This is a genomic window from Clostridioides sp. ES-W-0018-02 (assembly GCF_020658175.1).
Taxonomy (GTDB): domain Bacteria; phylum Bacillota; class Clostridia; order Peptostreptococcales; family Peptostreptococcaceae; genus Clostridioides.
In genome coordinates this window covers 60,385-83,594 of the sequence record NZ_JACVVY010000002.1, presented here as the reverse complement: position 1 = coordinate 83,594, position 23,210 = coordinate 60,385, and the positions used below count along the sequence as shown (strand labels likewise).

21 protein-coding genes and 1 other annotated feature are annotated in these 23,210 nt (G+C 27.3%); of the genes, 7 read left to right on the top strand and 14 right to left on the bottom strand.

Annotated features, from left to right (window positions below; translation table 11 throughout):
- The first annotated feature begins 169 nt into the window (after positions 1–169).
- From IC219_RS06805 to IC219_RS06795, 3 genes are all read left to right on the top strand, one after another.
- Positions 170–403: a hypothetical protein gene (locus IC219_RS06805; protein WP_227433589.1), complete on the top strand. Its 234-nt coding sequence runs from the start codon at positions 170–172 to the stop codon at positions 401–403.
- Between the two features lie 8 nt (positions 404–411).
- Complete coding sequence (locus IC219_RS06800) at positions 412–1,674, top strand: MFS transporter (RefSeq protein ID WP_227831362.1); 1,263 nt, start codon at positions 412–414, stop codon at positions 1,672–1,674.
- A 299-nt stretch (positions 1,675–1,973) separates the two neighbouring features.
- A complete protein-coding gene (locus IC219_RS06795) occupies positions 1,974–2,543 on the top strand; it encodes a hydrolase (protein WP_227433591.1) in 570 nt (189 codons plus the stop codon).
- 479 nt (positions 2,544–3,022) lie between these two features.
- Here IC219_RS06795 and IC219_RS06790 read toward each other — a convergent pair whose 3' ends face one another.
- Positions 3,023–4,360 (bottom strand): ATP-binding protein, encoded by a 1,338-nt coding sequence (locus IC219_RS06790; protein ID WP_227433592.1) that lies wholly within the window; start codon positions 4,358–4,360, stop codon positions 3,023–3,025.
- Positions 4,361–4,730: 370 nt separating this feature from the next.
- Here IC219_RS06790 and IC219_RS06785 point away from each other — a divergent pair, with 370 nt between their 5' ends.
- The 3 genes from IC219_RS06785 to IC219_RS06775 are packed head-to-tail and all read left to right on the top strand — an operon-like array spanning position 4,731 to position 6,794.
- Positions 4,731–5,051, top strand: coding sequence for a PadR family transcriptional regulator (locus IC219_RS06785; RefSeq protein WP_227433593.1), 321 nt, complete (start codon positions 4,731–4,733; stop codon positions 5,049–5,051).
- 11 nt (positions 5,052–5,062) lie between these two features.
- Positions 5,063–5,740 carry a TMEM198/TM7SF3 family protein gene (locus IC219_RS06780; protein WP_227483083.1) on the top strand — a complete coding sequence of 226 codons (678 nt, stop codon included), beginning with the start codon at positions 5,063–5,065 and terminating at the stop codon, positions 5,738–5,740.
- Positions 5,733–6,794: a DUF4097 family beta strand repeat-containing protein gene (locus IC219_RS06775; protein WP_227831363.1), complete on the top strand. Its 1,062-nt coding sequence runs from the start codon at positions 5,733–5,735 to the stop codon at positions 6,792–6,794. Before IC219_RS06780 ends, IC219_RS06775 begins: the two co-directional genes overlap by 8 nt.
- Positions 6,795–7,042: 248 nt before the next feature.
- Here IC219_RS06775 and thrS read toward each other — a convergent pair whose 3' ends face one another.
- The 12 genes from thrS to queG form a co-directional block, all read right to left on the bottom strand.
- Positions 7,043–8,962: a threonine--tRNA ligase gene (gene thrS, locus IC219_RS06770; RefSeq protein ID WP_227433596.1), complete on the bottom strand. Its 1,920-nt coding sequence runs from the start codon at positions 8,960–8,962 to the stop codon at positions 7,043–7,045.
- Between the two features lie 63 nt (positions 8,963–9,025).
- Positions 9,026–9,263: a binding site (T-box leader), on the bottom strand.
- A 207-nt stretch (positions 9,264–9,470) separates the two neighbouring features.
- Entirely contained in the window at positions 9,471–10,073 is a 603-nt protein-coding gene (locus tag IC219_RS06765; protein ID WP_227433597.1) for a DUF445 domain-containing protein, read from the bottom strand.
- A 248-nt stretch (positions 10,074–10,321) separates the two neighbouring features.
- Positions 10,322–11,140 (bottom strand): putative sporulation protein YtxC, encoded by an 819-nt coding sequence (locus IC219_RS06760; protein ID WP_227433598.1) that lies wholly within the window; start codon positions 11,138–11,140, stop codon positions 10,322–10,324.
- Positions 11,141–11,142: 2 nt separating this feature from the next.
- Positions 11,143–11,904, bottom strand: coding sequence for a DUF6873 family GME fold protein (locus IC219_RS06755; protein ID WP_227433599.1), 762 nt, complete (start codon positions 11,902–11,904; stop codon positions 11,143–11,145).
- Between the two features lie 161 nt (positions 11,905–12,065).
- A complete protein-coding gene (locus IC219_RS06750) occupies positions 12,066–12,569 on the bottom strand; it encodes a hypothetical protein (RefSeq protein ID WP_227831364.1) in 504 nt (167 codons plus the stop codon).
- Between the two features lie 67 nt (positions 12,570–12,636).
- Complete coding sequence (locus IC219_RS06745) at positions 12,637–13,746, bottom strand: BMP family ABC transporter substrate-binding protein (RefSeq protein ID WP_227831365.1); 1,110 nt, start codon at positions 13,744–13,746, stop codon at positions 12,637–12,639.
- A gap of 40 nt (positions 13,747–13,786) precedes the next feature.
- Positions 13,787–14,791: a BMP family ABC transporter substrate-binding protein gene (locus tag IC219_RS06740; RefSeq protein WP_227433602.1), complete on the bottom strand. Its 1,005-nt coding sequence runs from the start codon at positions 14,789–14,791 to the stop codon at positions 13,787–13,789.
- 271 nt (positions 14,792–15,062) lie between these two features.
- Positions 15,063–15,911: a DegV family protein gene (locus tag IC219_RS06735; RefSeq protein ID WP_227433603.1), complete on the bottom strand. Its 849-nt coding sequence runs from the start codon at positions 15,909–15,911 to the stop codon at positions 15,063–15,065.
- Positions 15,912–15,946: 35 nt separating this feature from the next.
- Positions 15,947–16,417, bottom strand: coding sequence for a tRNA (uridine(34)/cytosine(34)/5-carboxymethylaminomethyluridine(34)-2'-O)-methyltransferase TrmL (trmL, locus tag IC219_RS06730; RefSeq protein ID WP_227433604.1), 471 nt, complete (start codon positions 16,415–16,417; stop codon positions 15,947–15,949).
- 193 nt (positions 16,418–16,610) lie between these two features.
- Positions 16,611–17,531, bottom strand: a complete 921-nt coding sequence (gene nth, locus IC219_RS06725; RefSeq protein ID WP_255612943.1) for an endonuclease III — start codon at positions 17,529–17,531, stop codon at positions 16,611–16,613.
- 188 nt (positions 17,532–17,719) lie between these two features.
- On the bottom strand, positions 17,720–19,957 hold the full coding sequence (locus IC219_RS06720; RefSeq protein ID WP_227824631.1) for a Lon protease family protein: 2,238 nt from the start codon (positions 19,955–19,957) through the stop codon (positions 17,720–17,722).
- Positions 19,958–20,062: 105 nt separating this feature from the next.
- Complete coding sequence (gene queG / locus IC219_RS06715; RefSeq protein WP_227831366.1) at positions 20,063–20,977, bottom strand: tRNA epoxyqueuosine(34) reductase QueG; 915 nt, start codon at positions 20,975–20,977, stop codon at positions 20,063–20,065.
- Positions 20,978–21,572: 595 nt separating this feature from the next.
- Here queG and IC219_RS06710 point away from each other — a divergent pair.
- Positions 21,573–21,977, top strand: coding sequence for a RusA family crossover junction endodeoxyribonuclease (locus IC219_RS06710; RefSeq protein ID WP_227433607.1), 405 nt, complete (start codon positions 21,573–21,575; stop codon positions 21,975–21,977).
- A 202-nt stretch (positions 21,978–22,179) separates the two neighbouring features.
- Here the strand turns inward: IC219_RS06710 and IC219_RS06705 are convergent, their stop codons facing one another.
- Positions 22,180–23,175 carry an aldo/keto reductase gene (locus IC219_RS06705; RefSeq protein WP_227433608.1) on the bottom strand — a complete coding sequence of 332 codons (996 nt, stop codon included), beginning with the start codon at positions 23,173–23,175 and terminating at the stop codon, positions 22,180–22,182.
- Positions 23,176–23,210: the final 35 nt, after the last annotated feature.

The window sequence follows — 23,210 nt, the reverse complement described above, 5'->3', positions numbered from 1 at the left end:
ACTAGATTATATAAGTAAAATAAATGATTATGTAGAATAGGTAACTAGTAGAATAGGTAACTATAAAATAAATTAAATTAAATAAACAAATTAAGTGAATTACACAGCAAAAATAATAAATTTTGTTTTTCTGCTAAAATTCCTTTAAAATTCTTTTGGGAGAGTCCATATGATTGAACTAATACAAAAACTAAACGATATTATATATAAAATAAATGAAAAATTAAACATACACACAAAACTTGTAGACCCTAGTAGTGAACTTATGCCTTTCTACTCTACTCTATCTATAATGTTTGCTATATTTTTAATAGTGTTAGGAATTAAAATAAAAAGAAAACTTCTAATAGTAATTGCTGTTATAACAATTATTATAAATGTTTTAATAATCTTAGATAGGTAGGTGTATATATGACAAAATCACTAAATACTTTCAACAAAAACTTCAACTTAATGGTATTAGGTCAAATAATTTCGCTGTTTGGTGCATCAATACTTAAATTCGCTTTATCCTTGTACATACTTGATATGACAGGAAAAGCAGGAATATTTGCTACAATACTTGCAGTATCTTCAATTCCAATTATAATATGTTCCCCTATTGGTGGAGCTATTGCAGATAAATTTAATAAAAGAAATTTAATGGTTATTTTTGATTTTTCAAGTAGTTTAACTGTTCTAGTCTTAGCATTATTTTTATTTAACAATAAAGGTTCAATACTGATTGTAGGAATTATCATGACTATACTTTCAATAATAAGTACGATGTATCAACCCACTGTTCAGTCGAGTACACCTATCCTAGTTGATAGTAAAAATTTAATGAATGCAAATGGTGTCGTAGCTGGAGTTGCATCTCTTACAAATATCGCTGGACCTGTACTAGGTGGTGTTTTATATGGAATTCTTGGAGTTAATGCTATTGTAATTATCAGTTGTATAAGCTTCTTTTTATCAGCTATTATGGAAATGTTTATTCATATGCCTTTTGTTAAACAAGAACAGTCTGATAATATCATAAAGTCTATCTTTAATGATATAAAAGATGGTGTTGTCCATATATGTAAAGAAAATCCTACTCTATTAAAAATATTGTTTATAGCAATGGCATTAAACCTCTTTTTAACTTCAATGATAATTGTAGGTATACCATATATAATAAAAATAACAATGGGTGCTAATGATACCTTATATGGTACTGCACAGGGAGCAATATCATTTAGTTCACTAGTAGCTGCTATAAGTATTGGCATGTTCTCTAAACATATAAAAATTAGTAATTTATATATATACCTTTGTGTATGTGCACTAATGTTTATTCCAATGGCATTTTCGGTATATCCATCTATACTACAAACAGGGTTGGTAGCACCATTTTTAATTCTTGTAATATCCTCTATGTTAATATTTTTCATGACAACAATTATTTCAATATTTGCCATAACAATAACTCAATTAGAAACTCCAAATGAACTGTTAGGAAAAGTAATGGCGATACTTTTTGCAGGAACAGCTGCTGCAATGCCTCTTGGTCAAGTCATATATGGTAAACTTTTTGATTTATTATCAGATAGAGTTTACATTATTATTATAGGAGTTGGTATAGTTACATTCTTTATAGCAATTATTTCAAAAGTAATATTAAAAGACAAAAGTGCTAAGTACAACAAATAGAGATTTTATTATATTCTAATTGTATTTTTTACAAATAATATCAGCAGAATATTTATATTCATAGATACATTATGATGTTTGATTTTAGTCTTAATTTTACAAAATATACAAAACTATACGACTGTAGCATAATATATGAATGTGTCATATATACTGATAAAATTTTAATTTTCACTAATTTCTGAATTTAAATGCAAAATTATGCATTAGTGTGTTGACGTATTGGAAATTGATTGATATAATCAATGAAAAATAAGCTTTATAAAAATTCAAAATATTCAGCTAGAGGAGTGATAGTAATGAGTTACATGCCAAATTTAGAGCAAGCATGGGAAATCTTAAAAAAATACAATAAGGAAGAATTTCATATAAGACACGCTCAAATTGTATCTGGTGTTATGAGATATTATGCAAAAGAATACGACCCTGAAAGAGTAGAATTTTGGGAAATCGTTGGACTTTTACATGACTTAGACTTTGAGATGTATCCTGAAGAACATTGTGTTAAGCAAAGAGAATTAATGACTGAACTTGATTTAGATAAATCAATAATTGATTCTACTGTAAGTCATGGATATGGATTGACTGGCTCAGACGTTAAACCAGAGCAATTTATGGAAAAAGTTTTATTTGCTGTAGATGAACTTACTGGATTAATTGGTGCTGCTGCAATAATGCGTCCTTCAAAAAGTGTATCTGATTTAGAATTAAAGTCTGTTAAAAAGAAATTTAAAGATAAATCTTTTGCTGCTGGCTGTTCTAGAGATGTTATAAGAAGTGGTGCAGAAATGCTTGATTGGGAACTTGACAAACTTATACAAACAACTATAGAGGCTATGAGAAGCCTAATTCCAGAAATGGAAATATAGGCTATCATACATATAAAGTAAGTATAATAAAACCAAATTAAATAATAGAACAACTATATATATAGTATCTGATTATGTATTTATCAATTTAATAGTTTCACTAATAAGCAGTTACGTTGATACAAATGTTTTGTTGATTTTATCAATATAACATAACTTTAGTTGCAATAGAAGTTACATCTCTAAAGAGTTTTTCTCCTTTCGATGCAACTTCTTTTTTATGTTATTTTGTCTACTGATTCCACCCATGTTATCTACTTCCAGCCACATTATCTATAAATCTCAGACTTTATATTTTAAAACTCATTCTATGCACGAATCACTATATGTACAACACACTATTTGTACAACACACTATATGCATAGCTCACTATATGTATGATTTACTATATAACACACTAATTTAAATAGATTCTTATAGGTAATAATTAAGTCTATTATCTTTATAAAATTATATTATTTACTCATGACACATCAAATTATATATTAATTGCTTTTTTCACATTCCTAAGTGGTATAGCAATCTTCACTACAAATTTTTTATCATCATATTCAATTACAACATTACCTCCATATTTATTTACAGAGTTTTTTATACTTTTTATTCCTAGACCATGAAGTGCATCTTTTTTATCTGTTACAATTTGTCCGTTCTTTGTGATAATTTCATTTACTTTAGTGTTTTCCACTCTTATAAGATAAAAATTTTGTAAAACATCACCTTTAACACAAATTACTTTACTCCCCTCCTCAATTTTTTTACATGCTTCAATTGCATTATCTAAGATATTTGAAAATATATGACATACATCTATTAATTCAATAGCTTCACAGTGACCAAAATTTATTCCTATTTTAAGTTCTATATTATTTTTATCACAAACTTCTTTCTTCTCACTCAATATAGCATCTAAGATAAAATTACCAGTATTAAATAAAATATCATTACTTTGAATCTCCATCTGTAAGTCATCTAAATATGAAGTAACATCAATACCTTTTTTAACCATAGTTTTTATACATAAGATATGATTTTTCATATCATGACTTAATAATCTAGTTTTTAAATGTTTCTTTTCTATATCCTCATAATATTCATTTTTATTGTGTAAAACGTTTTTAATCATATTATTTTCTGCTATTAATGCATTATACTCTTGTAATTTTTTAGCAACTAAAATCAAGATAATACTTGATAGAAGTAACATGATAGAGATTATAAGTAATTGATAATTATGTATTAAACTACCACTAGTTTTAGGATTAAATATGTATTCAAAAATAGCAAAGAAAGACGCTATATTGGCAATTATAGGTATAATTACATATGTTAATGTCTTTTTATTTATTTCTATATTCAATTTTATTTTTAATGTCTTATATAAAAATAAAATTAAAAGCAAAATTGTCTTTCCAGATACAATTGACTCAATTCTATATATATTTTCTGTTAACATTTGGCTCATATCATCTATTGAATTAATCCAAATTGTTAAAGACATGCTCAAAGCATCTATACCCATTAACAACATCCAATACATTAAAGATATTAGTATGGCTTTTGTAAGCCTTACTCTATATGAAATTTTGTAAAATGCAATCATAATCATCACAGATATAATTACTCTTATATTTGGAATTACGTCAAAGAAATAAAATATATTAGCAAAAATAATAATACCTATCATGTAAAGATTTATTCTTTTATTGGAAATTTTTTGTATACTTGTGTAATCTAGTATTTTTTTACAAACAAACCATTCTATGATAAAAGACATAGCAATGAAAATATTCCAAAACAAATTTGACTTTATCATAATATTTTCTCCTAGTGTATTAATAATTTAATTTTTAAAATTTTCCATATAACTTAATTATATACGACTCTACACCTGTAGTAAATACCTTGATAGAATTATCCTAAATAAATTGAATTTTATTTTATTTTTTAATAATATCATTACATATGCTAATATATTTAAGCATTCTTCCTTCTTCCAATTTAATAACAACATCATTTCTCTATAAATAACTATAAAAGTACGTTTTTCATATGATTTAGTATGTAATTCTCTCCTAAAACGATATAAAACTGTAAGAATTATAATAAAATAAATTTTATCACACGAAATACATTGACAGGCGAGGTATATAAAAGTATTATATACTTAAACGGAGGTGATGTTTATGAAAATCGCATCTGATATGATAAGAGGTCATACAGAAACAATTATCTTAAAGCATTTACTTGAAAAAGATAGCTATGGTTATGAGATTAATAAATCTATATTAGAAAAAACACAAGGCTTGTATGAGTTAAAAGAAGCAACTTTATACACAGCCTTTCGTAGACTTGAACAATCTGGTGCAATAACATCTTATTGGGGTGATGAGGCTACTGGTGCTAGAAGAAAATATTATTCTATAACAAGCGAAGGTAGAGAAAAATATAAAAAAAGCCGTGAAGAATGGGATAATACAAAATTGTTAATAGACACATTAATTTAGGAGGTGAAAATATGTTAGATAAAATACATGATTATATTGAACAAAGCTTTACAGAAGTTAAAGAAACAAGAAAGGTCAAAGAACTTAAAGATGAACTATTCGAAAATCTAAAAGAAAAATACAGCGACCAAATACAAAATGGTAAGTCAAAGCAAGAAGCATATAATTCAGTAATATCTGGGATTGGAGATTTATCTGAATTAATTGAAAGTGTTAAAGAACCATATTTTATGTCTTCTGAATTAATTGAAGAAAGAAAAAAAAGAGCTTTGAGAGTATCAATAGCAATTGCTCTTTTTATAATAAGTCCATTTTTAACTGCTGTTTTAATTGTAAACTTGGGTATCCAACCAACTCTGGCTAGTCTTCCAATGTTTATATTAATAGCAGTTGGAACAGGTCTATTAGTATACAATGGAATGACAAAGCAAAACTATAGTCCATCTGATGATACTATTGTAGAAGAATTCAAAGAATGGAGAGTAAAAACTAAAAGTACAAATCTTGCTTATAAATCATTTATGAGTGCATATTGGATGATAATAGTTGGCATTTTTTTAATTGTTAATATATGTTTTGATGCTTGGAGCTTTTCATGGATAATATTCATAATAGGTGCTGCGGGAATTCATATAGTCGAAGGTGTACTACAATTAAAAGACGCGGAGGATGATGATAAATATGAATAAAAAATTTTTAAAAATAAAAATTATTGTTTGGAGTATTGTGGCTATAGTATTTTCTATAATATTTATTATTTTCCTTACAAATACTATTACTTCATCTAAATATGATGTCAAAGATTTGATTAAAGGTTCAGTTAAAAATGAAAGTTTTTTATCCTCTAATAAAAATTATGATAAGTATATAACTGTTAAAAGTGAGAGTTTTTCAAATAAAATAAATAATATTGATGTTGACTGGATTTCAGGTGAAGTTAGAGTTTTAAAGAGTGATTCTAATAAAATCAAATTAATTCAAAAAGCTCCTTCTAATTTTTCAAGGAAAAAGATTGCAAAAATAAAGGTTGATGGTAATACCCTTTCTATCATTGATAATTCTGCAAAAAAATTCTTCATTGGAATTGGACTTCCAAAATCAACAGTACTTGAACTATATTTACCTGAAAAATTATATAACAATATAAATGTATCTACTACTTCAGCAGATATATATAGTACTTATCTTAAAAGTAACATGGCGTATATTGAATCAGTTTCAGGTAATATAGAAATGTATGGTAAGATTGACAAAATGACTTTAGAGACAACTAGTAGCAATATCAACATAAAAAAACTTGATAGTAAAAGTGTTACCTGTAATTCAGTCTCTGGTAAAATTCAACTTTCTGGTAAAACTGACGATTTGAAGATAAATACAACAAGTGGAGATATAGATTTAGAAAATATGGACAATAAGAATCTTATATGCGAATCAACTTCTGGTAAAGTTAATATAGAGGGTAAATTTTCCAATATCAAATCTGAGACAACTAGTGGAGATATAAAAATTAATTCAAGTGCAATGTTGTCTTCTTTCAAATGTGATACGACTTCTGGTGATATTGATTTGTATATTCCTGAGAATTCAGGATTTACCTTAGATTTTAGTAAGGTCTCTGGTAATTTAAATAGTAGTTTTAAATTACTTCAGGATGGCGATTCATATGTTTATAAAAATGGGACTGCAAAGATGTATGTGGATACTACAAGTGCCGATTTAAATATTATAAAAAATAACTAACAAAAAATAGCGATATTAAAGCTTTGTATAAACTACATAAAGATAATATACATTAAAAAGTTATATAAATTACACGAAGATAAATCTTTATATCTTATAAGCAAAAATTAGAGGCACATTATCATAAAAAATATGACTAAATGTGCCTCTAATTATAATTATTTATTCACAAGATACTTATCTATACAGAAAATATCTATCTATACACAAGTTAACATTTTATATATCAATTAACTTTATTTTATATATTAGTTTTGAATAACACTTTCTCTTGACTCAATTTCTTTTGAAATACTAGCTATAAACTCATCTAATTTAATACTGCCTATTTCACCTTTATCTCTTGATCTTACAGAAACATTATTTTCAGCTACTTCTTTTTCACCTACTACTAACATATAAGGAACTTTTTCAAGTTGAGCTTCTCTTATTTTAAATCCAATTTTTTCAGCTCTATCATCTAATTCAACTCTTATACCTTTATCAAATAATACTTTTTTAACTTCATTAGCATAATCCATAAACTTATCAGATATAGGAAGTATCTTAACTTGAGTTGGAGATAACCAAACTGGGAATTTGCCAGCATAATGTTCAATTAATATACCTATAAATCTCTCTATACTACCAAAAGCAACTCTATGAATCATAACTGGTCTATGTTTCTCACCATCTTGTCCAATATAAGTATTATCAAATTGTCTTGGAAGTTGCATATCTAATTGGATAGTACCACATTGCCAAGTTCTTCCTAAACAGTCTCTTAAATGGAAGTCTATCTTAGGACCATAGAATGCCCCATCACCTTCATTTATAGTATATGGTAGACCTAACTCTTCTAAAGCTTCTCTTAATCCATTTTCAGCTGCTTCCCACTCTTCTTCGCTTCCCATAGAATTTTCTGGTCTTGTAGATAATTCTAGATTGTATTCAAATCCAAAAGTCTTGTAAATACCATCTATTAGATTAGCTACACCTTTTATTTCATCTTTGATTTGTTCTGGTAACATGAATATATGTGAATCATCTTGAGTAAATGCTCTAACTCTCATTAATCCTTGTAATGCTCCAGATAACTCATGTCTATGAACTCTTCCAAGCTCTGCAACTCTCATTGGGAAATCTCTATATGAGTGTAATTGAGAATTGTAGTAAATTAATCCACCAGGACAGTTCATAGGTTTTATAGCATAATCCTCGTCATCTATTTTAACTGTATACATATTCTCTTTGTAATGATACCAGTGACCTGAAGTCTCCCATAATTTTCTGTTTAATATAATTGGAGATTCTATTTCAATATATCCAGCTTTTCTGTGTATTTCTCTCCAGAATTTTAATAATTCATTTTTAAGTTCCATTCCTTTTGGTAAGAACATAGGGAATCCAGGACCTTCATCAGGTATCATAAATAAACCTAATTCTTTACCTAATTTTCTATGGTCTCTTTTTTTAGCTTCTTCTAATAAGTGTAGGTACTCTTCTAAATCTTTATTTTTTTCAAAAGAAGTTCCATAGATTCTTTGAAGCATTTTATTTTTTTCGTCACCACGCCAGTATGCACCTGCTACACTTTGTAATTTAACAGCTTTAACCTTTTTAGTAGATGGTAAATGTGGTCCTCTACATAAATCAGTAAAATCACCTTGTTTATAGAAAGATATTATTTCACTTTCAGGTAAATCAGATATAAGCTCTACCTTATAATCTTCTCCTTGTTCTTTCATAAGTTCTAAAGCTTCATTTCTAGGAAGTTCAAATCTTTCTATTTTTAAATCTTCTTTAGCTATTTTTTTCATTTCAGCTTCTATTTTTTCCAAGTCTTCTGGAACTAATCTATGTTCTAAATCTATATCATAATAGAATCCATTCTCTATACTTGGCCCTATAGCAAGTTTTGCTTCTGGGTAAAGTCTCTTTATAGCTTGAGCTAACATATGTGCTGATGTATGTCTAAAAACGTCTTTTCCTTCTTTATCTTCAAATTTAAATAAGTTTAAATCACAATCACTATCTATCATGTGGTCCAGACCTACAACCTCTCCGTTCACAGATGCTGCTACCACATTTCTAGCTAATCCTTCACTAATGGATTTAGCCACATCCATAACAGAAAGAGCATTTTCAAATTCTTTTATTGAACCATCTTTTAAAGCAACTTTAATCATTGTTTTTTCCTCCTTATTGAGATAATTTTTAATTTTTTTGTAATAAAAAATCGCCCCAAATATATTTGGGACGATATTAATTCGCGGTTCCACCCAAGTTGGTGTATACAAATATATACAACCCTCTTGATGACTATAAGGTAGTCACCCGAGCACTTTCACAAATCGTGTAAAACAAATATTGCTAATAAGCTCAGCTCCAAGGTAGTTTTCAAATAGACCTATTACATGGGTTTTCAGCCATAGACCCAGATTCTCTGTGAATGGTTTCCACTCTACTCTTCCTCTTCAACACTATAATTTTTGATATATTTTCATTATAACAGATAGTCATACATCAATCAACATTAATGTAATATATTAATTACCCATTATTTTTCATCTCAATCAATTTTAAACTAATATTCTTATATTTTATATTAATTTAATCTTTTGATTTATAGTAATATTATAATATTTTCACTAATTTTAAATTTTTAAATCATATCTACATGCATGATAGATATAACTAGATAAATATAGTCACCAATCCTTGAACTATACCTATTAAGAAACCTAATACAAGACCTAAGATTTCTATATGTTTTAATTCATTTTTAGCTATTCTTATGATTATTTCTTCTAGTTCATATAAATCTAGTTCATTAATCTTATCTTCGACCATTTTTTGTATATCTATACGCTCATTTGCTTTATTTATTATATTTTTGCTCAATTCATCTATGCTCTGTTTCACTTCAGATTCAATTATATCTCCTAAATAGTCCTGAATCATGTTCTTTATACTGCTTGGTATAAATGAAACTTTCTCATGTATGATAATTTTCACCCTTGCTTTTATGTATCTTACAACTTCTTCCTTATCTTCGTCAGTAATGATATTTGCAAGTATTTCGTCCATTGAAAGAAATTCGTTTTGAATTATTTCACCTACATTTGCTGCTATTTCTGCTCTTCTCTTTGGTATAAGACCTACTATCTCTATATTTAAAATAGGTATCTTAATAGGTACTATTGGTCTAAATATCAGTCTTATAGCAACTACATTTGTGACATAACCTATAAATCCACCAATAACAGCTAATATTAGTATCCTAATTAAATTATCCATTATAAAACTTCTCCTTATCAATTGTATATTTGTTAGCTATATTTTATCTTTAATAACTCTAGTTATATTATAGCTTTATATACAATTATAAGTCTTTCGTGTCGATTTCAAAAGAATTTTTTGATTTCTAATTTTTATTTTTATTATTTTAGTTGTATTTTACTATCTTTTAACTCTGATTCATCTGTAATTTGAGTATATTTTTATTTTTAACTATCTTTTCAAATCTTAAATTATATCTTTCAATTCTAATTTTCCATAATTATACTAACTTTATTTTCAAAAATTGCTTCTACTGTATCTATGATTTCCTTTGAGCAATTGTTATTTAATAAATCTAATATTTCTATCTTCTTAGGGCATAAAGTTAATAAGGTACTTATTAAAAAGTCCTCATAATTTAAATTTTCTCTTATGACCATATTTATAATTTCTTCATCATCTATACTGTCTATTTTATTTCCATTTTTATCGTATAAAATAAATGTATTATCTTCCATTATATGAACTTTAAGTAAATCTATCTTTTCTTCTTGAGTATCTATAAAATATTTTAAAACTCTTATAAACTCATCTTGGTCTCTTTTTATTAAATACTCTTCAACTGCAATATCACCTATAGCAGAAATATATTTCATAAATTCTCTCATTCTAAATCTAATAAAACCTTCGACATTTATAAAATCATTTTCCTCTATATAGTTCCTAACCCTTGTAAATACTGTTTCTCTCATAAAAATCTCTTTTTTAGCAAATATGTTTAGTGAATATATGTATATATTATTTTTATCTTCAGGATATGTACGCCCATAGCATTTTAGAATGTATTCTTTTAAAAGTTTCTCTTTCATTATACTTATTATCATACTAGTTATTTCTGTAGATATTTCATCAATATTTAGAGCTCTTTGTTCAGTTTTAGTACCATTAAGTATCTTCTTATTTAATACTTCTTGCTTTGCAGAATCAATTACGACTTCTACAATGTCATTTGTATATATTAATCTATCGTTTACATTATTATTCCTCAAAAATTTCATAGAAGAAATATTATCCTTCTCAACCAAAGTTATCGCTCCTTTCTCGTCATGAGAGGAACTATAGAACCTATATCGAGTAAATTTTCACTACTAAGTGTAACTATCTCCTTGTTTTTACTTTCTATAAAACTTTTTATACGTTCATAGTCAGGATGTTTTTTAACATCTCCACAAAAAGCTAGTTTATCCTTAGAAATTAACCCTGTACATCCACCTATAAATCCATAATTCATCTCAAATAAATTTATATGACCTTTTTCTATTAATAAACACTCTATTTCTGTATTCTTCATGCTTTTCCAAATACCTTTATCTGATGTTATTATAGATGTTCTATCTACTATACAGATTGAGCATTTAGAATAGCCCTGCTCTATATTTATCTTTTTAAGTTTATTATTTTCAATATAATCTAGTATCGCTCTGTCAGTGTACTTAAAATTGTGTATGGCATAATCACCAACTATAGCAATATTGTAAGGTATATCATAAGGATATTTATTTGATAAATTAGCTTCTCCCTTAATTATATTAAATTTATGTTTACTTAATAACTCTTTGTATTGATTATATACATTCGGCGCAACAATTATATCTCCTTTTCCTAAATTACAAATACATATATCTGGGTGATATTTTATACTTTCATATAATTCTTTACATTCTATTGTTTTTATTATTTCTATATTTCTTAATTTTAATTCATTTTCCATTAGATAACTAATTCTTTTGTCCACCAAAGCTAGACACAAATCGTCATCTAGTATAAATGGCTCTCTTGTAAATTCCATTTTTTACTCCTTTTTATTTTTTTTGATAAATTTTTTATTTGAATATAAATAAAGTGTGCAGTAGATTTTTTCTACTTACACACTTATTATTGGACTTTTATGTAATTAATCTAAATTAATTAATGTATTTTTTGATAAATTTTTATAAAAACTCTACTCTATCATCTAATTGATTTTAATTTAGCTATATCGTTCCAATTGCTTGCTGTTACTATTTCAATTTTATTTAAGTCTCTTTTTATCTCTTGTGTGTCTCCTTTAACAGCTACAACATGTTTTTCTGTATATTCTAATTCTACCTTTGTGTCTTTTAAATCTTTTTTAATTTCTACTAGATTATTTTCTATCTTATCTAATCTAGAGTCTATTCCATTAAATCTAACATCTACTTTATCTAGTCTTATGTCTACTTCATCAAATCTAGTACCCATCTTCTCTAGTCTTATGTCTACCTCATCAAATCTAGCATCCATTTTATCTAGTCTTATGTCTACTTCATCAAATGTAGCACCCATCTTCTCTAGTCTTATGTCTACCTCATCAAATCTAGCATCCATTTTATCTAGTCTTGTATCCATCTTATCTAATCTGTTTTCTAATTTATTAAATCTGTCGTTAATACTGTTTTGCATTTTGTCTAGAAATTGCAAAATTTTGTCTTCCATATGTATCAACTCCTCTATAGATAATTATAACATTCCACACAAATACTATACATATCTTCAGCAATAATTAGTATGTACTTTTCACCTTATTGTACTCTTTTTTTACATATTCCAAAACATCTGGTGGTATGTTTCTATTGCTATTTGGAGTAAGTCCAATTTCTCCATCTTTTATCTTAAACTCCATGACTTTACTTCCCTTAAAACCATCCTTTACAACATTCTGTATCAATTCATAAACAGGCTGTTCTACATCCTTTACAATCGAACTTATTACATTATCTGGAGCCATATCATATTGGTCTTTATTAATAGCTATAACTTTACCACCATTTTCTCTAGCTACCTGAATAGCTCTTTTTCCATCATCCTCTGTGGCTGAAAATACAACATCTCTATCAGAATCTCTCATTTCTTTTGCAATAGTTCTAGCTGACTCAGGATTTTCAAATACATTTGCATACTTTACCAATAAATCAGCATTTTTATTTGAAGTTTTAAGACCTTTTCTAAATCCAGATTCATATTTGTCTCTACTAGAGCCTTCAACCCCTCCTATAAATCCTACTTTACCAGTGTCAGTCATTTTTCCTGCAATAAGACCTGCCAAATATCCAGTGGAATTATCTTGAAATGATACAGAAATTACATTAGCTGGTTGAACCTTATAATTATAATCAACTATTGCAAATTGCTGTTTTGGATATTTTGTAGCAGCTTGTTTAATCGGTTCTGCAAATCTAGCTCCAACTGCTATTATCAAGTCTGGTTCATATTTATATAATTTTTCTATGCTATTTGCAAAGTCATTAAAAGTCTTTGGTCTTTCAATCTTCTCTCTAATATCAAAATCCTCATCAGCTCTTTTTAAAGCTGACAGTACATTATTATTATACGATTCATTACCTAAATTTTCAGTATCTAACAATACTCCAACAGTTTTTCTTACATAAGAATCATCTTCCAATTCATCCTCATCATTGCTACTTTCACTATTTGACTTATCTTTATCAGACAAAGTTGACACATTCTTAGATTCACTTTGTTTAGACTTATTATTATTTATATTAGAATTATTATTTACTCTATTAAATCCAAAATCAAAATTACAGATAAATAGTATAAAAACTGTAAAGAGCATGACAAAACAAAACATCAATATCCTTTTTATTTTCACAAAACTCACTCCCTGACATAGAACATGAAGTCTCTATAAATTATTTATTGTTCTTATTTACATATTCTAACACATCAGGAGGAATATTTTGAGAACTATTTTGAGCAAGTCCAGTACTTCCAGACTTCATTGTATTTTCTATAACTTTACCACCCTTATAATCTCCTTTTACAAAGCTTTGTATTAAGTCATAAGTAGGCTTTTCAAAGTCCTTTACAATAGAACTTATAACATTTTCTGGAGCCAACTCATGCTGATCTTTATTAATTGCTATCACTTTTTTATTCTTTGCTCTAACCATATTTATTACACTCTTTGAATCATCTTCAGTATTAGAAAAAATAATATCTACTCCACTATCCATCATTTTTTTAGCAACAGATTCAGCAGATTTACTATCTTTAAAAATATCTACATACTCAACTGAAATATCTTTTATATTGCTATTAGAAAATTTAACACCTTCTTTAAAGCCAGATTCAAATTTATTTCTACTAGAACCCTCTACTCCACCTATAAAACCAACCTTATCTGTTTCTGTCATCTTTCCAGCAACTAATCCAGCCAAATATCCAGTCTTATTATCCTCAAAAGAAATTGAAGTTATATTAGATGGTTGTTTGTCATACTCATAATCTACAATGGCAAACTGTTGCTTTGGGTATTTCTTGGCTATCTTTTCTAGAGGCTTTGCAAATCTAGAACCAACAGCTATAATCAAGTCAGTATTATCATTACATAAAATATCTATGCTATTAGAAAAAGTTGATGAATCCTCTGATTCCACTTTATTTGTATCTATGTTAAGATTTTTTTGTGCAGTATCTAACGCTAACAAAGCTGAATTATTCATGACTCCATTATTTGACCCTTCAATATCTAATATCATAGATACAGATTTTTTTGAATTTTCTTTGTTACTTAGCTTATTTTTATTATCTTGATTAGAACTAGAATTATTACTTGAATTACTGCTACATCCAACTAACATTCCAGCAGTCATTGCTACAGTTAACATTAATACCAACAATTTTTTTAAACGCATCAAAATCCACTCCTTATATTTTTGTGACATTTTTACATACTATTTACTGATTTGTTATACCTCATTTGCAAGTATTTATTTAATTTTTTCAATAAACTTACCATAAAAAAGTGTGTAATAGATTTCTATCTATTTACACACTTCCCTAAAAACTCAACTTAATATATCAACACTTAATTCTATCTAAAACAAATCATATCTAGTGTATCAATGTTTAACATATCTTATCATAAATTAATAAAAAAATAAATAATCCCAATATAAAAAATTGTTATTTATTTTTTAGACATATAATTCCAGTTACACCAGGACCAGCATGTGCACCTATACACACACCAATTTGGAAAAATTTAATTTCCTTAGGTCTCAATTCATCCTCTATAACTTTAGACAATTGTTCTTTTTCCTTAATGTCATCACTATATCCTATATATATAACTTGGTCTGATAAATCATCCCCACAATTCGATTTTATCAAGTCCATCATCTTAGAAATTACATTCTTCTTACCTCTTACTTGAGATAATTGTGAGACTAACCCTCCTTTTATTTCAAGAATAGGTTTTATATTTAATATACTTCCTATTGCCGCCTTAGTAGATGATATTCTTCCTCCCTTTTGTAAGTACTCCAATGTATCCACTGAAAATATAACAAAAGCTTTTTCTTTTAATTCATCTAAAACAGGTAATATTTCATTAATAGATTTTCCTTCACTTGCAAGCTCTCCTGCTTTTATTACAAGCAGACCAGTTCCCATACAAAGTAAGTTAGAATCATATGTATATATTTCACCTTCTACATCATTCTTCGCCATTACAGCACTTTGATATGTTCCTGTAGCTGTAGCCGAACCAGCTATATAAAGTATTGCTCTACCTTCACTCGTGTATTTTTCAAAAACTTCCTTAAATTGGGCATAAGTAGCTTGAGAAGTTTTTGGATATGCATTTTCTTCTCTAAGTTTTTTATAAAATTCATCTCCAGATATATCAATCCTATCCTTGTATTCTTTTTCTTCTAATATAACTGTTAATGAAACAATATCTATATCATATTTATCTAACAAATCTTTTGGCACGTCCGATAAACTGTCACAGATTATCTTTAGATTTTTCATTAAGTATGCTCCTTTCTAATTTAGGATTATTTAAACTACCTCATATTAGGGTATCCTATTTGTCTTAAAGCCTCATATACTACTATAGCTACTGAATTTGATAAATTTAATGACCTAGCTTTTTCAACATCTAACATAGGTACTCTAATACAAGTATCCATATTTGCTTTCAACAAAGACTCTGGTAATCCCTTTGTTTCTTTCCCAAATACTATAAAACAATTTTCTTCATATTTTACATCTGAATGCGATTGTTTAGCCTTTGTTGTAGAAAAAAAGTATCTACTGTTTGGATATTTTTCTTGTAATTCTTCAAAGCTATCGTAATATTGTATATCAGCTATATCCCAATAGTCAAGACCACATCTTTTTAAGTGCTTATCATCCAATGAAAAACCTAATGGTTTTACTAAATGCAAAGTTGAACCTGTTGCTGCACAAGTTCTTATTATATTTCCTGTATTTTGAGGTATTTCTGGTTCTACTAATACTATATTTAATGACATTTTTATCCTCCTAAATATCGTTCTTGTTTACTAAACTTTATTTTATAAACAGAATAACAATAATATTATACTATCATATATAATAATGTTAATAATAATTTTTATATTATTATATATAATAGTTTTCTATCTAACATTTTCATAAGTATTATTATATCAGAAAATCACTCTTGTACAACTTACTTTAGAAAAGTTATTTCATTTCTTTAAGTTCTTGATAATAATTACAATCATCTTTTATTGGACAGTTTTCACACTCTGGATTTCTAGCTTTACACATTCTTCTTCCATGAAAAATTAATACATGATGTGAGTGTGACCATCTTTCTTTTGGTATGGCTTCCATAAGTGCAAATTCTGTTTTTTGAGGGTTTGGCTCATCTACTATTCCAATTCTATTACTGACTCTAAATACATGTGTATCTACTGCTATTGCTGGATGATTAAAGGCATTACTAAGAACAACGCCTGCTGTCTTTCTCCCAACACCAGGAAGTTTTACAAGCTTTTCTAAAGTATCTGGTACCTCACCATTATATAATTCACACAACTGTTCAGATGTAGCTTTTATTTTTTGAGCCTTACTTTTATAAAGACCACAACTTTTTATCTCTTTACTAATTTCTTCAATACTTAAATCTGCAAAATCTCTTGCTGTATTGTACTTCTTAAACAATTCTGCTGTAACTTTATTTACTCTTACGTCAGTACATTGAGCGGATAATATAGTTGCTATTAAAAGTTCAAAGGCTGTCCCATAATTTAGTTCACATGTAGCATCTGGATATAATTTTTCTAATTCATCTAAAATTTTATTTACATCTTTTTCGTTTTTAGATTCTTTCTTATCCACAGATTTACTTTTAGCTTTCTTATTACTCACTTTTTGTATATTTTTACTAGATTTATTATCTTTTAATTTACTATCTTTTTCACTTTTTTGAGCATCTTTTTTGCTAACTTTGACACTTTTTTTATTATCCTTAATATCTACAAAATTTTCTATATCTTTTTCACCAATTATTTCATCTACTTCTTTTTGAGTTTCAATTTTATTTACATCATTCTTAGTTGCATCATTCTTACTTATATCTTTCTTATTTACACTTTTCATAATTATCCCCCTTAAAATACCAATTTATAAAACATTATTTATATATAGTTTAATCATATCAACAAAAAATAAACATCAACATACAAAACAAAACTTACTCTACAGATATTTCACAAAAAAAGCAAAAACTTATTAAAGTTCCTGCTTTTTATTATACATATAAATACCCATTAAATTCTATTATAAACTTATTCTTTTGCCTCAATTTGTATCTTACTAAAAGATAGTAGTTTTTCTTTGACCAATTTTTTTATTTCTTCAAATTTGACATCTGTCAATATCTCTATAGCTTCTTCTACTCTTTCAACTGTATATATTTTAAATTTTCCATCTTTTATAGCATCATTAACTTCATCTGATAAAACAAGATTTCTCTGATTTTTTTTAGGAATTATTACACCCTGTTCATTGTTTAAGCCTTTAGTTTTACATATAGAATAAAATCCTTCTACTTTTTCACTTATTCCACCAACTACTTGTATATCTCCCTTTTGATTTATAGAGCCTGTAACTGCAATATTTTGCTTAATTGCTACACCACTAAGAGATGATAACAATACATATAACTCCGCAGAAGATGCACTATCCCCATCTATACCTCCATAATTTTGCTCAAAACAAATATATGCATTTAATGACATCAATAAATCCTGTGCAAAGTTTTCAGAAAGATATCCCCCTAATATAAGCACTCCTTTATTATGTATTGAGCCACTCATATTTACTTCTCTTTCTATATTTACTATACCATTGCTTCCTGGACTAGTAGTTGCTGTAATCCTTGAAGCCCTACCAAAAGAATATTCTCCTGTACTTAAAACTGATAGCCCATTTATTACTCCAACTTTTTTTCCTTCTGTTTCTATTAGAGTAAAACCATTTTCAATTGATTCATCCATATGTGTCTCTACTCTATTAATACGCTTTTTCTTTTCACTTATTGCTTTTTTAATATCATCTCGCTCTGTATAATTGGAACTTCTAAATTCTGCATATGCACTTCCTTCTATTATAACTTCCATTATTTTATTAAACTTAGTTGAGAGCTTCTCTAAATCACCAGACAATTTAGTGCTAAACTTAACAACTTCGTCAACTGCATCTTTTGTAAAATGTTTTAAGCCATTTTTATTGCATTGATATGCTATAAATCTAGCTATTCCATCTTCATTATTTTTATTCTTATCCATTTCGCTATCAAAATCTACAAATATTTTAAAATATTTTCCAAAATCTTCTTCATATCTATATAAAATATCATATATATAATGACTTCCTATCAATATCACTTTGACATCTAATGGCATATTTTCTGGTTTAATTGCTGTCTGTGTTTCCAAAATTACTTTTTTTGTTTGCAATGTCTTTTTAAGAATTTCCCAAGACATAGTATACTTTAATAACTGGTCTGCATAAAGCACCAAATATCCGCCATTAGCTCTATGAAATGCTCCTGATAATAATTTTGTAAAATCAGTCTTTATATTTCCGTTTGCATAATCATATTCTGCCTTTCCAAATAGGTTTGATGGGCTTGGATTTATCTCTACTATGACAGGTGCTGATTCCTTCTTTTTCGAACCTCCATTATCTACAAATAAATTAATTTTATACTTTATAAAGTGTTCTTTATCATACTTATCTTTCAATTCTTCTTCATCTAAGTAAAATAAATACATGTATTCTATGATATCTTTTTTTATATTTTCTAAGTAAAGTTGAATTTTTTCATAACATTCATATTTTTCGCACAACGTTTTAATATGAGGTTCTACTACAAGCTTAGCTATCTCTTCTTCAAGCTCTAACACAGCCTTTTCAGCTTTTTCTTCCAAGTTTCTAATTTTATATACAACTTGTATTGCCATGTTTTCGAGTTCTCTTTTAGCCTTATAAAACTCTTCATCTGATATATCACTTTCTTCTTCATCTTCCTTCAAAGGTATGAAAACTATTCCCATTTTACTTTGTTTTAGTTTAAATCCTTTTTCTTCTCCATATTTTTTAATCTGCTTTAGTAACATATCTTTTTCTATTTCATATTCATCCAAAAGTTTATTTTTCTCTATTTCAAAATCTTCACTTTCAAATGCATTTTTAAAATCTTCTAAAAGACTTTCCACTAACTTTTCCATATCTTTCTTAAGTTCTCTTCCAAACCCTTTTTCTAATTCAACTATCATAGGTTCTCTAGGGTTTTCAAAATTATATATATAGCACCAATCTTTATGTGTACTTTTTTTAGATGCATATTCATTTAAAACCTTTAAGGCATAAGTACTTTTACCTGTTCCAGATTCCCCAGCTAGGTATATGTTGTAGGCTGGATTATTTATCTTTAAACCTAACTCCATAGCTTCTACTGCTCTTTCTTGACCCAATATACTATCTAGTGGACTTATTTCAGATGTATTATTATATTTCAATATTCCCCCACCTCCTCATATTTAACTTTAATGATATAATATGACTTTTACACCATAAGTGTTAAAGTAAATATACATTAAAGTATATGAAATAGACTCTTATTATTAGTCATCATACTTATCTAAAATTATTTCCATATTTCTCTTTATTATATTTTTACCCCTCCAGCTAAAAGCTCTATCTCCATATCTCCTCTTAAATTCTTTATTTGATATATTTTGTATCTCATCATAATCCAAATAGTCTATTATATCTTCCTTAAATTCCAAGATGTGAGTTGTTGGTATTTCAATATTATGAGGACATACTTCTTGACAAATATCGCACCCAAATATCTTTTTACTTTTCTTTAAAACATACTTTTCTTCCTCTGACAAATCTCCCTTTTTTTGAGTTATATATGATAAGCATTTTTTAGGATTCATATCATAATTTCCCAATATAGCATTTCCCGGACAATATTTTACACACTTTCCACATTTAAAACAGCTTTTTTCTAGTGGTTTATCTTCTTCAAACTTATAATTATTTACTATATATCCAATAAATATATAAGAACCATATTCATCAGTTATAATATTATTATTTATTCCAAAATATCCAATACCTGATAAATAAGCTAAATATCTGTCAACTAATGGTCCATTATCAGCAAATATCTTATATCTAAAACCTTCTACATTTTTGGAAATATAATTACAAATTTGTTGTAAAAAATCTTTTACTACAATATGATAGTCCTTTCCATGACAATATTTTGATAAATTTGAATTTTTATTCTTTTCTTGTCTATTTATATGGTATGGAAAAGCACACACTATTATAGAATTAGCATCTTCCATTATATTTCTAGGATTAATTCTATTTTCAATTATGGGTTCTTCCATACCTGTTAAATAGTCTTTTTTCTGTCTATTTTCAAGTATCTCTCTCAGATTTTCATACTTGTCTACTCCAGCTATTCCTACACACTTTAATCCTATGAGGTTACAAAATTCTTTTAATCTGTTATTATCCATAAAATTATTCCTTTTCAACTTAAATTCTAAAATCACAATTATGCTACATATGTTTCTTTGTTTAGACATAACAACATTTATACAGCCTAAATATATATAGTCTAAATAGTCTAATTTTTAAAATTTACATGTTTATATAATTTATTTACTATATAATTTGACTTTTATATGCTGTTATCTTAGTATAATTTAACATCTATCTATTTTTAATTTTTAACTATTTTACTCTTATAACACTTACTTATTCTTAACTATCTATATTTTGTTATTCTACAATATTTGTATAGCTTAGCTTTCATCCATATTATATCTTTAGCTATTTTACTCTTATAACACTACTTATTTTTCACTATCTATATTTTTGTTGTTCTACAACATTATTATAATTTAACTTTCATATCTCTTCCCTCTATTGCTACCTTGTATTTCTTCTATAATATATCTTTCATATCTACAACAATCTAATATATATTACACTATTAAAATCATATCTTATCCAATTAGACTTTGTTATTCAAAAAGGTACAACAAATAAGAATTTGCTTTTAAATCATCCACAGATTATAATAAATACTGTATAAGGATGGTGAATAAATTGATTAAAATAACAATACCAGGTAGACCCATTAGTAAATCTAATTTTAAACTTCATAATATAAATGGTCAAGCATGGATGCCTTCAAAGGGAAAATATTCTAAGTATTTAGCATATGAGAACATGATTGCAGGTTTTATAAATCAACAGTATCAAGGAGAAACTGTTGAAGAAAATTTAATAACAGTGTTAAAATTATTCTTCCCTAACAAGAGAATGGGAGATTTACATAACTATCCAAAGAGCATTTGTGATGGTATTGAAAAAAGTGGAATAATAAAAAATGATAAGCAGCTTAAGCCAGTACTTTTATTTGATTTTATAGATAAGGACAATCCTAGAGTTGAAATTGAACTTTATCCAATATCTAAATACGATATATCTTATAATATTTTTGAAAAATAAAAATCTGTATATGCTATATAAATCTATATTGATGCAAAAACAATATTTATATAATAATTAATACTTGCATAAACATAACACTTAATAATTGCACAGACATAACACTTAATACTTTCATAAACACAATCTTATCATAATAATTATACTTACATAAAAAAAGAAATCGGCGTAAATTTATTACACCGATTTCAATAAGTAAAATCTATCCTAGCTTTTCAACAACAGTCTTCAACATTTCTCTTATAGGAAGTTCATATGGACATCGACTTTCACAAAGACCACAGTCAATACACTCAGTAGGTTTAACATCCATAACCTCATATTTTTCCTTAGCCCACTCCTCTAATCCATATCTAGTGTAATATCCTTCGCATAAGAAGCTTAAAGGTATATTTATTCCAACAGCACAAGGCATACAATATTCACATCTTCTACAGAATTTTTTACCTAGAGAATTTCTTATTTCTTCAATTTTTTTCTCATCATCCTCATCTAATACAAGATTTTCAAGCACAGCGACATTTTGTCTAACTTGTTCAACACTATCCATTCCTGGTATAACCACATCTATATAATCCTTAGACAATATATACTTAATAGCCAATGTAGCATTATCTAAAGCTCCACCAGCTAAAGGTTTCATTACTATTATACCAATTCCTTTTTCATGAGCTTTTTTAAATACCTCATCTGCTTGTCCTTCAACTATATTGTAAGGAAATTGTATAGTATCAAATTTGCCACTTTCTAAAGCTCTTTCTATAGTGTTTAAGTTATGGCTAGTTATACCAATATGTTTTATCTTCCCTTGTTCTTTTGCTTCTAAAAGGGCACTATAAGCCATTTTATCTTTAAAAATATTGTCATACTCTTCTTCTTTAACATTGTGAAATTGATATAAATCTATAAAATCAGTTTTAAAGTTATTTAAACTTATTTCCACATCTTTCTTCATTGAATCATAATCCCTAGACATACTTTTAGTAGCTAGGAAAAATTTATCTCTTTTTCCTTCTATAGCAATTCCAATAGCTTCTTCACTTATTGTGTATCCCCTTGCGCTATCAATAAAGTTTATTCCTTGTTTTTCTAGCTCATTTATAACTAAATTAGTATCCTCTTGTGTAATTCTTTGTATTGGAATTCCCCCAAAACCGACTCTTTTTATCTTCATACTAGTCTTGCCTAAATTTCTCATAGCTTTCCCCACCTAACTTTTAATTAATTTTAAAC